Source organism: Actinosynnema sp. NPDC053489 (assembly GCF_044544865.1).
Lineage (GTDB): Bacteria > Actinomycetota > Actinomycetes > Mycobacteriales > Pseudonocardiaceae > Actinosynnema.
The window spans coordinates 1-13,955 of the sequence record NZ_JBITXT010000001.1; the positions used below are offsets into that span (position 1 = coordinate 1).

Annotated in this window: 7 protein-coding genes; 1 reads left to right on the top strand and 6 read right to left on the bottom strand. The window is 76.0% G+C overall.

From position 1 onward, the window contains the following. Positions 1-342: 342 nt before the first annotated feature. The 6 genes from ACIGNX_RS00005 to ACIGNX_RS00030 form a co-directional block, all read right to left on the bottom strand. Entirely contained in the window at positions 343-1,710 is a 1,368-nt protein-coding gene (locus ACIGNX_RS00005) for a serine/threonine-protein kinase (protein WP_396534533.1), read from the bottom strand. 81 nt (positions 1,711-1,791) lie between these two features. Beyond that, positions 1,792-2,748: a penicillin-insensitive murein endopeptidase gene (locus ACIGNX_RS00010; RefSeq protein WP_396534535.1), complete on the bottom strand. Its 957-nt coding sequence runs from the start codon at positions 2,746-2,748 to the stop codon at positions 1,792-1,794. Between the two features lie 52 nt (positions 2,749-2,800). Next, on the bottom strand, positions 2,801-3,643 hold the full coding sequence (locus ACIGNX_RS00015; protein ID WP_396534537.1) for a 3-hydroxyacyl-CoA dehydrogenase family protein: 843 nt from the start codon (positions 3,641-3,643) through the stop codon (positions 2,801-2,803). Positions 3,644-3,707: 64 nt separating this feature from the next. After that, positions 3,708-4,739 carry an HAD-IIIC family phosphatase gene (locus ACIGNX_RS00020; protein WP_396534539.1) on the bottom strand — a complete coding sequence of 344 codons (1,032 nt, stop codon included), beginning with the start codon at positions 4,737-4,739 and terminating at the stop codon, positions 3,708-3,710. Beyond that, complete coding sequence (locus ACIGNX_RS00025; protein WP_396534541.1) at positions 4,736-5,812, bottom strand: acyl-CoA dehydrogenase family protein; 1,077 nt, start codon at positions 5,810-5,812, stop codon at positions 4,736-4,738. Before ACIGNX_RS00025 ends, ACIGNX_RS00020 begins: the two co-directional genes overlap by 4 nt. A gap of 3 nt (positions 5,813-5,815) precedes the next feature. Then, positions 5,816-6,091, bottom strand: coding sequence for an acyl carrier protein (locus ACIGNX_RS00030; protein ID WP_396534543.1), 276 nt, complete (start codon positions 6,089-6,091; stop codon positions 5,816-5,818). Between the two features lie 210 nt (positions 6,092-6,301). Here ACIGNX_RS00030 and ACIGNX_RS00035 point away from each other — a divergent pair, with 210 nt between their 5' ends. After that, positions 6,302-13,942, top strand: a complete 7,641-nt coding sequence (locus ACIGNX_RS00035; protein WP_396534545.1) for an amino acid adenylation domain-containing protein — start codon at positions 6,302-6,304, stop codon at positions 13,940-13,942. Positions 13,943-13,955: the final 13 nt, after the last annotated feature.

A 13,955-nucleotide genomic window follows, 5' to 3' on the forward strand; every position in this document is an offset into this window, starting at 1 on the left:
GCAGAGCGGCGCTTCGACAACGTCCGATCTACCAGGAGTTCCCCCGTCTGCGCACCAAAGGGGCCTTCACCACCTCAAGCTCGGAAACAGGCACTGAGTGATCCTCCGAGCGGTGGCCTTCCGGGCTCCGGGTCTGAGCAAGTCGGGAATGGGCAGCCGAACCTGACAGTCCTTTGTGGAGGGTGAAAGCCTCCAGGAAGTGTGGAGGGCGCGAGAGCGTCAGGGCGGTGCCGTGTCGCGGGCCTGTGCCAAGCCGTCCGGCCGGACCCGTGAGACCGTCGGTCCGTCGCCGTCGATCCGTGTCCGTCGCCGACCGGTCGACGACCGCTCAGCCGCCGCCGATCAGTTGTCGTCGCCCGTCCCGCCGTCGCCGATCGAGCTGCCCTCGGTCGGCTCGGCCGACGGCTCCGGCTGCTGCGAGGGCTGCTGCGTCGGCTCCGGGTTCTCCGACGTCGCGGGCGGGTTGGAGGTCGGTGCGGCGGTGGTGGTGGTGACGACCGGTTCGGTGGTGGGCACGCCCGGGTCGGCGACCGGTTCGTCCGTCTTCTCGGCGGCGGGCGGGCCGGCCTGGACCGCGGACGTCGGCGCGCCGGTCGTGGTCGTCGGAGCGGTGGCGTTGCCGGTCTGCGGGGTGCGGATGAACCTCGGCTCGGCCTGCTCGCGCTGCACCTCCGGAGAGCCCTCCGTCGCCGGCGCGGCCTCTTGCTGCTGCTGCGTGGCGGCGCCACCGGGCGTGGAGGTGGCCGGGTGGTCGCCCGAGGCCAGGGCCAGGGTGATGGTGAACGCCCCGACCAGCGCGCCCGCGGAGGCGACCAGCGCCTTCCACGGCGGGCGCGCCGCCGTGCGCGGCAGCTCCTCGGTGTCCGAGCCCACCGCGACCGCGTCGAGCCCGAACACCGGGGCGGACACCGGCGGGGTGTCACCCAGCAGCACCTGCGCGCAGTCGTGCGCGGTCGGGCGGTCCTCCGGGGCGGACGACGTCATGCGCGCCAGCAGTTGCCGCACGTCGGCGGCCAGGTCGTCGGGGATCGCGGGCGGGCGGTGCAGGCGCGCGACCGCGGCCTCCACGTCACCGCCCTCGTACTCGCGCCGACCGGTCACGCACTCCAGCAGCACCAGGCCCAGCGCGTAGACGTCGGTCGGGTGGCCGACCTCCTGGCCGAGCACCTGCTCGGGCGCGAGGTAGCCGGCCGTGCCGACGAGCTGGTTCGTGCGGGTCAGCCGGGTCGAGCCGGTCAGGTGCGCCAGGCCGAAGTCGGCCAGGTAGGCGTCGCCGTCGTGGTCGAGCAGGATGTTGGCGGGCTTCACGTCCCGGTGCACGAGGCCGTGCGCGTGCACGTGGGCCAGCGCGTCCGCGAGGCGGGCGCCGAGCCGGCGCACCTCGTGCGGCGGCAGCGGCCCGTCGAGCAGGCGGTCGTGCAGCGTCCGGCCCTCGACCAGCCGCAGCACCACGAACGGCGTGGCCGCGGTGGTGTCGGCGTCGTAGACTGAGACCAGCGCCGGGTGGCACAGCCCGGCCAGCACGCGGACCTCGTTGTCGAACCGCTGGGCGGCGGCGGGGTCGAACCCCGGCTGGAACAGCTTGATCGCGACGTGGCGCCGCAGCACGGTGTCCCACGCCCGGTGGACTTCGGCCATACCCCCGATCCCGATCGGCTCGATCAGCTGGTAGCGGTCGGCCAGCACGTTTTCGCTTACCGAGGGTGACACCGTCATACCTCCGGTCGCCGGTCAGGACACCCCTCGAATGCCCTGACCACGTCGACGGCAAACAGGTGAGCCGGCCTCGATTCAGCAGTCGTACAGGTCGTCGGGGTGCGCGTACTCGCAGTAGCGCACGTGCAGGTGGTTGTCGTGGTTCGGGTACTGGCTGGTCAGGCCCTCGGAGATGAGCACGGGGTCGTTGAAGAACACGAGCTTCACGTGACCCGGCGCGGCGGCACGAATGGCCTGGACCAATCGGCGGGTCGCGTCGCGGTCGTAGGTCGTCGACTGCCACGTGATGCGGCCTGCCGTGCACTGGCCGTCATCGGTGCGGATCGGCCAGAGGTCCACGTCGAGGCCGTCCTCGTGGCTCGCGTGGCCGGGGATGTCGCCGCCGTGCTCGAACCCGGCGTCGCCGAGCGGGACGCGACCCCGACCCGCGCCGGCGAACGCCCGCGCCGCCGCCTCCAGCTGGCCGATCGCCGCGCCGGTGCCCCAGTCGGCGGTGCCGTTGCCGTCCGGGTCCTGGTCGCACAGCCCGGCGGCGAAGTCGGGGTAGTCGTAGTGCCAGAGCAGGTTGCGCCACGTCGTCGGCCCGGCGATGCCGTCGGCGGTGATGCCCGCGTGCTGCTGGAACGCGACCACGGCAGCGCGCGTCGCCGCGTCGAACGCGCCGGTGACGGCGGCGGACGTGCGGCGCTTGGCGTTGAGCTGCGCCTGCAGGGAGCGCACGGCCGGGCCGCTGGAGCCCTCCCGGAGGGTCACCACGAGCCGAGCCCACGTGTCGGGGCCCACGACGCCGTCCGCGGTCAGCCCCTCGGACCGCTGGAAGTCGCGCACGGCCGTGTCGGTGGCGGTGCCGAAGACGCCGTCCACGGCGACCTGCCGGCCGTGGTGCTGGAGGAGGTGCTGGGCGGCGAGCACGTCCACGCCCCGGTTGCCCGCGTGCTGGGTGGGGAAGAATGCCTGGCCGAAGGCGTGCGCGGGTGTGGTGGGCAGGGAGGTGAGGACGACGGCGACCAGCACCGCCAGTGCGCGGCTCATCAGGGTGCTCCTCGGGGGTGGTGGGCGCGGGCCGGTGGGCACGTGCCGGGGGTCACAACCGCCAGGTGTGGAAGCCGTGGCCCGACTTGCGGCCCAACCGACCCGACTCGACCAGCTCCACGAGCAGGGGGCTGGGGGTGAACGCCGGGTCGTCCAGCAGGTCGCGCAGGACCAGCAGCGTGTCCCGGATGGTGTCCAGGCCGATCAGGTCGGCGGTGCGCAGCGGGCCCATCGGGTGGGCGAAGCAGGACTGGAAGATCCGGTCGACGGTCGCCGCGGGCGCGGTCCCCTCGGCCACCACCTTCACCGCCTCGTTGATGGTCAGCATGAGGACGCGGTTGGTCACGAAGCCGGGCGCGTCGGCCACGACGATCGTGGTCTTGCCCAGGGCGGACAGCACCTCGGTCGTCCTCGTCAGCGCCGCGTCGGACGTCTTCGGGCCGCGGACGACCTCGACGGTGCCCTTCACCGGGGCGGGGTTCATGAAGTGGGTGGCCAGCACGCGCTCCGGGTGGGCGGTCACGGCGGCCAGCACCGCGACCGGTATCGCCGAGGTGCAGGAGGCCAGCACGGCGTCCGGCGGGCAGAGGTCGCCCAGTGCCGCGAAGATCGCCTCCTTCACCGCGACCCGCTCCGGACCGCACTCGACGACGAACGCGCACCCGGCCACCTCGGCGAGGTCCGCGGTCCACCGGACGCGGTCCGGCACCGCGGCGGGGTCGGCGGGTGCCTCACCCAGCAGCGCCTGCATCCGCAGCCCGTCCCGGAGCCGGTCCGGACCGCCCGCCCGGGCCGCCGCCCCCGGTTCGACCACGACCACCTCGTGGCCGGTCGCGGCGAAGCACTGCGCCACACCGGTGCCCATGACCCCGGCACCCACCACACCGACCTTCACTTCCGCCTCCAGGTGACCGGTCGCCGACGGGGAACGCGGCGCGGGGGTCCGGCGTGGTCGCGGGTCATCGCCGCCTCGCGTCGACCACGCGCACGTGACCGGGCGCCGTGGGCGGTTCGGGGGAGGGGCGGGCCAGGAGCAGCCGGTCGCCGTCCTGCTCCACCACCTCGAACCCGGCGAACCGCAGCGTCACGAGCATCACCTTGTTGACCGGGGTGCGGACGAACCGCGCCACCGGCCGCCTGCCCCGCGCCACGGCGTCGCGCACGACGTCGCCCAGCAGCACCGCCCCGACCCCGCGCGACATCACCCGGCACGACATCAGCAGCAGCTCCAGCACCGCGTCCCGGCCCTCGTGCGCCACCACGGCGAGCCCGATCGTCCCGTAGTCGCCGAACCGGTCCCGCAGCCGCGCCACCAGCACCTCGTGCCCGGGCGACGCGCACAGCGCCCGCAGCTCCGCCACGTCGAACGTCACCCCGGTGGTGTTGAGCTGGTGCGTCCGCACGGTCAGCTCCCGCGCCCGCTCCAGGTCCGCCTCGGTCGCCGTCGCCACGGTCAGCTCCAGGTCCAGCGACGCCAGGAACCGCGCCGCGGACCCGTCGAACCGCTCCTCGGCCTCGACCCGCCGCCGCTCGGTCAGGTACGACTCGCGCCGCCGCCGCGCCTCGGGCGTCACCACGCCCGGCTGGAACTCCGGCAACGACGGCAGCGCCCCGACCTGCTCCGCCGGGTAGCAGCGCACCCGGGGCAGCGCCGCCGCCACCTCGGCCCGCTCCACGGCGTCGTTGTCGGTGAACGCGACGTCGTCCAGCGCGATGTTCAACCCGGCGGCGATCCGCCGCACCGACTCGGACTTCGCGCCCCAGCCCACCTCCAGCGCGCAGAACATCCGGTCCAGGCCGAGCTCGGCCAGGTGCGCCAGCGCGACCCCGCGGTCACCGCGGCTCGCGACGGCGTGCAGGATGCCCCGCCCGTCCAGCGCCTCCAGCGCCGCCACCGCCTCCGGCCGCGGCACCGGGCGGTCGCCTTCGAGCACGACGCCGTCCCACAGCGTGTCGTCCAGGTCCCAGACCAGGCACTTCACCACCGTCACGACCCACCTCGCAGCGCGTGGCCGCCGAGGTGCTGCTCGGCCACCTCGTCGGAGCCCTCGATGATCCGCATGACCGCCGCGTCCCGGTGGAACCGGCCGACGGCGCTGCCCGGCGCGATGCCCGCCGCGCCGTGCAGCCGCACGGCGTGCTCGGCGACGACCGACGCCGCCCGCGCCGCCGCGTACTTGGCCAGCACCGTCTCCGCCAGCGCGCCCGGGTCGCCCTCCTCGCGCAGCGCCGCGGCGTGGGCGCACAGCCGCCGGGCGGACCGCACCTCCACCAGGCACCGCCCGAGCACCGCCCGCACGGCCTGGTGCGACGACAGCGGCACACCGCCCTGCACCCGCGACCTGACGTGCGAGACGCTGTGGTCGAGGCAGGCGCCGGCCATCCCGGCGCACCCCCACGCGACGGTGAACCGGCCGTGGTCCAGCGCCGTGCCGACCACGTGCGACAGGCCGAACCCCGGCGGGGCCAGCACCTCGGCCACCGGCACGTCCGCGAAGCCGACGTGCGCGATCCGGGCCGCGCGCATCCCGAGCTGCCCGGTGACCGGCTCGACCGCCACGCCCGGCTGCCCGGCCTCCACGAGCACGGCCACCGGTCGCCCGCCCCGCGAGGCCAGGACCAGGAACACGTCGGCCACCGCCCCGAACGTCACCCACAGCTTGCGCCCGCTCAGCCGCCGCCCGTCGAAGGTCGCGCCCACCGCGGCCAGGTCGCTGCCCGCGCCCGCCTCCGTGGCGGCGAACCCGGCCACCACCTCGCCGGAGGTCAACGCGGGCAGCCAGCGGGCCCGCTGGTCGTCGTCACCCCACCGCAGCACGGCGGCGGCCACCATCCCCTGCACGGTCACCAGGGCGCGCAACGCGCTGCACACCGCGCCGAAGTCCGCGCACAGCGACCCCAGCTCGGTCGGCGACCAGCCCCGCCCCCCGTACCGGACGGGGACGTCCGCCGCCAGGAAACCCGCCTCCGCGACCGCCCGCACGACGTCGGCGGGCAGCCCGCCGGACCGGTCCCAGGCGTCCGCCTCCGCGCGCACCGACTCCGCGAACGCCGCGTGGTCCACGGCTCACCGCGCCGCGGCGAGCTTGCCGCGGACGAACGCGGCTATTCGCCGCATGGTCCGGAAGTTGTCCAGGTCGAGGTCTTCGACGTCCACCCGGATCGCGAATGCCTTTTCCACGTGGGTCACCAGTTCCAAAGCCAGCAGCGAGTTCACCAGACCGAGTGCGAAATAATCGTCATCCGGTTCCAGGGCGCTTTCCGGCAGTGCCGAGGTGAAGAATGCCCGGATCCGCTCGACGATCGCGCCCTGGTCGTCATCCGCGCCGAAGTCGCTGGCCACGTGACCTCCTCCGGTGAATCCCAGGCAACGTAACACGATCCGACGAGCCCGCGGGAGAGTCGTTCGGTAATTCGCAGTCGACCCGGTGCTTCGGCTCCCCGAATGGTATGCCGCCAATCGGCGGTTGCCCGGGCGGGACGCCGCTGGAAACGTCGACGGCCCGGTTCCGCGTTCGACGGCAATATCCCCGGTCGACTGGTGGAATTACGCATGGATGTCGAGCACTGGTCACCCGCGAACGTCGGCGACCTCGTCGCGGCACGGGTTCGCGCCGACCCCGACCGCACGGCGGTGGTGTGCGGGCCGCACCGGTTGACCTACCGCGACCTCGGGGCGCGGGTCGACCGCCTGGCCGGTGGGCTGCTCGCGCGCGGCCTGCGGCCGGAGGACCCGGTCGCGCTGCTCCTGGAACGCGGGGCCGACGCCGTGGTGGCGCTGCTGGCGGTGCTGCGGGCGGGCGGCGCGGTCGTGCCGCTGGCCGCCGACCTGCCCGACGCCCGCCTGGCCGAGCTGCTCGCCGCCACCGGATCGCCGCTCCTGCTCACCCGCCGGTCGCTGGCGCACCGGCTGCCCCGCGCCCGGGCCGTGTTCGTGGAGGACGACCACGCGCCGGGCGACCCGCCGCGCGTCACGCCCGACCACCTCGCCTACGTGCTGCACACGTCCGGCTCGACGGGCCGCCCGAACGGCGTCCTGGCCACCCACCGCGGCCTGCTCGCGCTGCACGCCCACCACGCGGGCGGCCTGTTCGCCTCGCCGACGCCGCTCAGGGTCGCCCACACCGCCGGGCTGGGCTTCGACGCGATGTGGCTGCCGGTGCTGTGGATGCTGGCCGGGCACGAGCTGCACGTGATCGAGGACGACGTGCTCGCCGACGCCCGGACCCTGGTCGACCACGTCGTCCGCGCGGGGATCGACGTGCTGGACGAGACGCCCTCCCGGCTGCGCGAGCTGCTGCGGGCGGGGCTGCTCACGGGCCCGCGGCGGCCGGGGATCGTGGTCACCGGCGGCGAACCGGTCGACCCCGACCTGTGCGCGAGCCTGGTCGCCGCCGGCGTCACGGCCCACAACGCCTACGGCACCACCGAGGTCGCCGTCGAGAGCCTGCTCTGCCCGGTGACGGAGGTCGACCGCGCCGTCCTGGGCTTCCCGATCGCCGGCGCCCGCGCCCACGTGCTGGACGACGACCTGCGCCCGGCCCGGGAGGGCGAGCTGTACCTGGCGGGCCCCGGCGTCGCGCGCGGCTACCTCGGCCGGCCGGGGCTGACCGCCGCGTCCTTCGTCGCCGACCCGCACGGGCCGCCGGGCAGCCGCATGTACCGCACCGGGGACCTGGTGCGCCGCCGCGCGGACGGCCTGCTCGACCACCTCGGGCGGGCCGGCGGGCACGTGAAGGTGCGCGGCGCGCGGGTCGACCCGGGCGAGGTCGAGGCGACCCTGCTGCGGCACCCCGGCGTGGTGGCGGCGGCCGTGGTCGCGCGGGACGCCCGGCTGGTCGCCTACGCGGTGACCGACCGGCCGGCCGGCGACCTGCGGTCGTTCCTGGCGGAGCTGCTGCCCGCGCAGGCCGTGCCATCGTTGGTCGTGCCGCTGGACGCGCTCCCGTTGACGCCCAACGGCAAGCTCGACCGGCACGCGCTGCCCGACCCGCGACCCACCGGCCCGGTCACGCCCCCGCGCACGCCCGACGAGGAACGGGTGGCGGCCGTGTGGCGCGACGTGCTCGGCGTCGACCGGGTCGGCGCGCACGACGACTTCGTGGCGCTGGGCGGTGACTCCATCCACGCCATGCGGGTGGTGGCGGCGCTGGACCGCGACCTGCCCGCGCGGCGGGTGTTCGCGCTGCGCACGGTGGCGGCGCTGGCCGCGGAGCTGTCCGGCACCCGCGGCGCGCCGGCACCGCCCACCGCGGCCGACGACACCACCGCGCCGCTGTCGCTCGCCCAGGAACGCCTGTGGTTCCTCGACCAGTTCGCCCCCGGTGGCGCCGAGTACACCACCACGGCCGGGTTCCGGCTGCGCGGCGAACCCGACCTCGACGCCCTGAGCGCCGCGCTGACCCGCCTGGTCGCCCGGCACGAGCAGCTGCGCACCACCTTCCACACCGTCGACGGCCGCGGCGCGCAGGTCGTCGGACCGGCCCGGGAGGTGCGGCCGACCACGGGCACGGCGGCCGACCTCGACGACTTCGTCGCCCGCCCGTTCGACCTGGCCACCGGGCCGCTGCTGCGCGCGGCCGTGCTGGCGGACGGGCCCGACCACCTGCTGGTGCTGTGCCTGCACCACATCGTCACCGACGGCTGGTCGATGGGCGTGCTGGCCGACGAGCTGGGCCGGTGCTACACCGCCGCCGTGCGCGGCCGGGAGCCCGACCTCGCGCCGCTGCCGCTGCGCTACACCGACTTCGCCCGCCGCCAACGCGCCCGGCTGACCGGGGCGGTGCTGGACGCGCACCTCGCGCACTGGGAGCGGCGGCTGGCCGGGATGGCGGTGCTGGACCTGCCCACCGACCGGCCCCACCCGCCGGTGCGCGGCACGGCGGGCGCGACCCACCACCGCACCGTGCCGCCCGAGGTCGCCGAAGGGCTCGCCGAGCTCGGCCGCGCCCGCGGCGCGACGCTGTTCACCACGCTGGTCGCCGCCGCGCAGGCGTTCCTGGCCCGGCTGAGCGGGCAGACCGACGTCGCCGTCGGCACGGTCACCGCCGGCCGCGACCACCCCGACCTCGCGGGCCTGGTCGGCTTCTTCGTCAACACCGTCGTGATCCGCTCGCGGGTCGAGCCCCGCGGCTCCTTCGCGCACCACCTGGAGCGGGTCAAGGAGGACGTCCGCGACGCGCTCGACCACGACGAGGTCCCGTTCCACCGCCTGGTGGAGCTGCTGCGGCCCGAGCGCGACGCCGGTCGCTCCCCGCTGGTGAACGTCGTGGTCGCGCTGCAGAACGCGCCGGCCGAGCCGCCGGTCCTCGCCGGCCTCGACGTGGCCGCGTTCGACCCGCCGCGCCGGGCCGCCGCGTTCGACCTCGCGCTGGAGTTCGCCCGCGACGCCACCGGGCTGCGCCTGACCGCCGAGTACCGCACCGACCTGTTCGACGACGGCACCGTCGCCCGGCTCCTGGACCGCTTCCTGGTGCTGCTCGCGGACGTCGCCGCCGACCCCGACCGGCCGCTGTCCGGGCTGCGGCTGCTCGCGCCCGACGAGGCGGGGCTGGTGCTCGGCGACTGGGCGGCGGGCCCGCCGAGCCCGGACCGCACGATCACCGCCCGCTTCGCCGAGCACGTCGCCCGGCGCCCCGACGCGGTCGCGGTCACCTGCGACGGCGCGTCGCTCACCTACCGCGAGCTGGACGCCGAGGCCAACGGCCTGGCCCACGTCCTGCTGGCCCGCGGCGTGCGGTCGGAGGACCGGGTCGGGCTGTGCGCGCCGCGCGGCCTGCCCGCCGTCGTCGCGCTGCTGGGCATCCTCAAGGCGGGCGCGGCGTTCGTGCCGCTCGACCCCGGCTACCCGCCGGGCCGGCTCGCCGACGTGGTCGCCGACTCCGGGGCGGGCCTGGTGCTCGCGCCCGCCCACCTGCGCGACCGGCTGCCCGCCGTCGAGGTCGTCGACCTGGACGAGCCGCGGTCCCGCGCCGAGCACGCGCCGGACGTGGCCGTCGGACCGCGCAGCGCCGCCTACGTCATGTTCACCTCCGGCTCCACCGGCCGCCCCAAGGGCGTGCTGGTGGAGCACCGGTCGGTCGCCCGGCTCGCCGAGGGCGACCCGTTCCCGATCGGGCCGCACGACGTGGTGGCGCAGTGCTCCACGCTGTCGTTCGACGCGTCCACGTTCGAGATCTGGGCGGCGCTGCTGTCCGGCGCGCGGCTGGCGGTCTCGTCGGGCACCCTGCTGTCGCCCGACGACCTGCGCGGGTTCGTCGCCGCGCACGGGATCACCGTGCTGTGGCTGACCGCCGGCCTGTTCCACGAGGTCGCCGCCGCCGACCCCGGCGCGTTCACCGGGCTGCGGCAGCTCGGCAGCGGCGGTGACGTGATCTCGCCCGAGCACTGCGCCGCCGTGCTGCGGCACGTGCCCGGCCTGCGGATCGTGGACGGCTACGGGCCCACCGAGGGCACCACGTTCGCCTCCGCCCACGAAGTGCGGGCGCGGGACCTCGCGGCGGCGTCGCTGCCGATCGGGCGGCCCGTCACGGGCACCCGCTGCTACGTGCTGGACGACGACCTGGCCCCCGTGCCGGTGGGCACGCCCGGCCACCTGCACATCGGCGGCACGGGCCTGGCCCGCGGCTACCTCGGCCACCCCGGGCTCACCGCGTGGCGCTTCGTCGCGAACCCGTTCGGCGACGGCGACCGCCTCTACCGCACCGGCGACGTGGCGCGCTGGACCGCGGACGGGCTGCTGGAGTTCCTCGGCCGCTCCGACGACCAGGTGAAGATCCGCGGGTTCCGGGTGGAGCCCGGCGAGGTCGAGGCGGCGCTGCGCAAGCACCCGGACGTCACCGAAGTCGTCGTCGTGCCGCACGAGCACGTCCCGGGGCACCGCCAGCTCGTCGCCTACGTCGTCGCGGGCGCGGGCACCGACGAGCTGCGCCGGTTCCTGGCCGACCGGGTGCCCGCCCACCTCGTGCCGTCCGTGTTCGTGCCGCTGCCCGCGCTGCCGCTCATGGTCAGCGGCAAGGTGGACCGCAAGGCCCTGCCGCCGCCGCGCGCCCGCTCCACCAAGGCCCACGTGCCGCCGACCGGACCGCGCGAGGAGGCGCTGGCCCGCGCGTGGGCGGAGGTGCTCGGGGTCGAGCGGGTCGGCGCGACCGACAACTTCTTCGCCCTCGGCGGCGACTCCATCCTCAGCATCCAGGTCGTGTCGCGGGCCCGTGAGCTGGGCGTGTCCGTGACCCCGCGGGACCTGTTCCTGCACCAGACGCTCGCCGGGGTGGCCGCGCACGCCACCACCGGGCGCACCGCGCCCGCCCTGCCCGCGACCGGCTCCGCGCCGGCGACGCCGGTCCAGCGCTGGTTCCTGGCCACCTCGCCGGACCCGGAGCACTTCGCCCAGTGGGTGGAGGTCGAGCTGGACCCCGACGTGGACGTGGCGGCCCTGCGCGCGGCCGTGGAGGCGCTGCCCGTGCAGCACGACGTGCTGCGGGCCCGGTTCGCGCACGAGGACGGGCAGTGGGTGCAGCACGTGCCGGACGAGGCCGGCGAGGTGTTCGGCGCAGGCGACGTCACCCGGATGCCGCCGGCCACCGGGCCGCTGTTCCGGGCCGCGCTGACCGGGGGGCGGCTGGTGCTGGCGGCGCACCACCTCGTGGTGGACGGCGTGTCCTGGCGGATCCTGCTGGAGGACCTGGCCACCGGCTACCGGCAGGCCCGCGCCGGCCGGGAGGTCGACCTCGGGCCGAAGACCACCTCCTTCCGCGAGTGGGCGCACCGGTTGCGCGAGCACGCCGAGGCGGGCGGGTTCGCCGACCACCTGCCGTACTGGGGTACCGCGGGGCCGGTGGCGCCCGTCGCGGAGGTCGAGCTGCCCGAGCACGTGGTGACCGTGCGGCTGCCCGCCGCGGAGACGGCCGCGTTGCTGCGCGGTGCCACCGCGGCCTACCGCGCCGGCGGCGAGGACGTCCTGGTCGCCGCCGTCGGCCGGGTGCTCGCGCGGTGGAGCGGGGAGGCGCGCGTGCCGCTGGAGCTGGAGGGGCACGGCCGGGAGGACCTGTTCGCCGGGGTCGACCTGTCCCGCACGGTCGGCTGGTTCACCGCGCTGTTCCCGTTCACCGCCGAGGTGCCCGACGACTGGGGCGCGGCGGTGAAGGAGGTGAAGGAGCGGCTGCGCGAAGCGCACCGGCACGCGCTGAGCCACGGCGCGCTGCGGTGGCTGACGACGACCCGCCCTCCCGCGCACCGACCGGTGGCGCGGGTGAACTACCTGGGCCGCTACGACGCCGTGTTCGCCCGCGTGCCCGGCGGCATCCGCCTAGCCAAGCCGCCGACCACCGGGACGCGCCTGGACGTCACGGCGGTCGTCACCGCGACCGGCGAGCTGGAGGTCGAGTGGGTGCACGCCCCGGACGCGCACCCGACGCCGGTGGTGACGCGGCTCGCCGAGGACGTGCTCACCGCGTTGCGGGAGATCGCCGCGCACTGCGCCGGACCGGACGCGGGCGGTGTGACGCCGTCGGACTTCCCGCTGGCCGGGTTGGACCAGGAGGAGCTGGACCGGATCGCGGGCGACGGCCGGTCGGTGGAGGACGTCTACCCGCTGACGCCCGTGCAGGGCGGCATGTTGTTCCACAGCCTGTCGCAGCCCGGCGCGTACGTGGAGCAGCTGCACCTGACCCTGGCCGACGCCTCCCCGGACGGGCTGGAGCGGGCGTGGCGGCGGGTGGTCGGCGCGATCCCGGCGCTGCGCACCACCGTGGTGTGGGAGGGCGTGCGGTCACCGGTGCAGGTGGTGTGGCGGGAGGTCGACGTCCCGGTCGCGCGGCACGACTGGGACGGCGCCGACGACGAGCGGTGGCGGCGGCTGCTGGCGGAGGACCGCGCGGCCGGGTTCGACCTGGCGGGGCCGTTGCTGCGGGTGGCGCTCGTGCCCGCCGGGCGCGGTGTCCGTCTCTTGTGGACGTTCCACCACCTGCTGCTGGACGGCTGGAGCGCGTTCCAGGTGCTGTCGGAGGTGGTGGGGGAGCCGCGGGCGCGGCGGCCGTTCCGCGACCACGTGGCGCGGGTGCTGGCGCTGGACCCGGGCGAGCGGCGGTGGCGGGAGGCGCTGTCGGGGTTCCGCGGCCCGACGCCGCTGCCCTACGACCGGCCGCCGGACCGCGCGCACCTGTCGAGCTCCTCGGCGGTGCACCGGGTGTCGGTGGGGTCGGCGGCCGTGCGGGCGTTCGCCCGGCGCAACCGGTTGACGTTCGGGACCGTGGTGCAGGGGACGTGGGCGTTGCTGCTGTCCCGGCGCGCCGGGACGCGGGACGTGTGCTTCGGGTTGGTGGTGTCGGGGCGGACCCCGGACCTGCCGGGCGCGGACACCGTCGTCGGGATGCTGGTCAACACCGTGCCGGTGCGGCTGCGGGTGGAGACCGGCGACGTGCCCGCCTGGCTCGCCCGCGTGCAGGCCGAGGGCCGCCCGCCCGAGCACACCGCGCTGACCGACATCCGGAGGTGGACCGGGACGCACCTGTTCGACAGCGTCGTGGTGGTGGAGAACTACCCGCTGGACCACGGCCTGGCGGCGGCGGAGGTGGAGGCGGAGGAGAACACGAACTACCCGCTGCACCTCGTGGTCCACGACAGCGACCCGATCACGGTGCGGCTGGGCTACGACCCGGCCCTGTTCGACCCCGCCACGGCCGCCGGCCTGGCCGAGGAGTTCGCCGCCCTGCTGGCGGAGGTGGCGACGAACCCCGTGCTGCCGGCGGGCGGACCGCCCCCTGAGAGGGACGAGGTGCCGCCGGACGCCGGTCGTTCGCCCGGGACGGTCGCCGGTTCACCGGCCGCGGGGTCGCCGGCTGCCGGTTCACCGACTGTTGGATCGCCGGCTGCGGGGTCGCCGGCTGCCGGTTCGCCGTCCGGAACCGCCGGGGCGGCGGCGCGGTTCGTCCCGCCCGCCACGCCCGGCGAGCTGGCCGTGGCCCGGGCGATCGGCGAGGTGCTCGGGGTGGAGCGCGTCGGGTGCGCCGACGACTTCTTCGCGCTCGGCGGCGATTCCGTGCTCGCCATCCGGGTCGCCGGGCGGCTCAGGGCGGACTTCGGGCGCGTCGTCGCGCCCCGCACCCTGTTCGACCACCCGACGGTCGGCGCGTTGGCCGCGGTGCTCGGCAGCACCGTCGCCGAGGACGCCCGGGCTCGGGACTACCAGCTGTGACGACGGAGGCCGC

Bases quoted from the DNA above. Each gene is read 5' to 3' on its own strand.
- ACIGNX_RS00010 (WP_396534535.1), bottom strand. From the start codon at position 2,748: ATGAGCCGCGCACTGGCGGTGCTGGTCGCCGTCGTCCTCACCTCCCTG.
- ACIGNX_RS00035 (WP_396534545.1), top strand. From the start codon at position 6,302: ATGGATGTCGAGCACTGGTCACCCGCGAACGTCGGCGACCTCGTCGCG.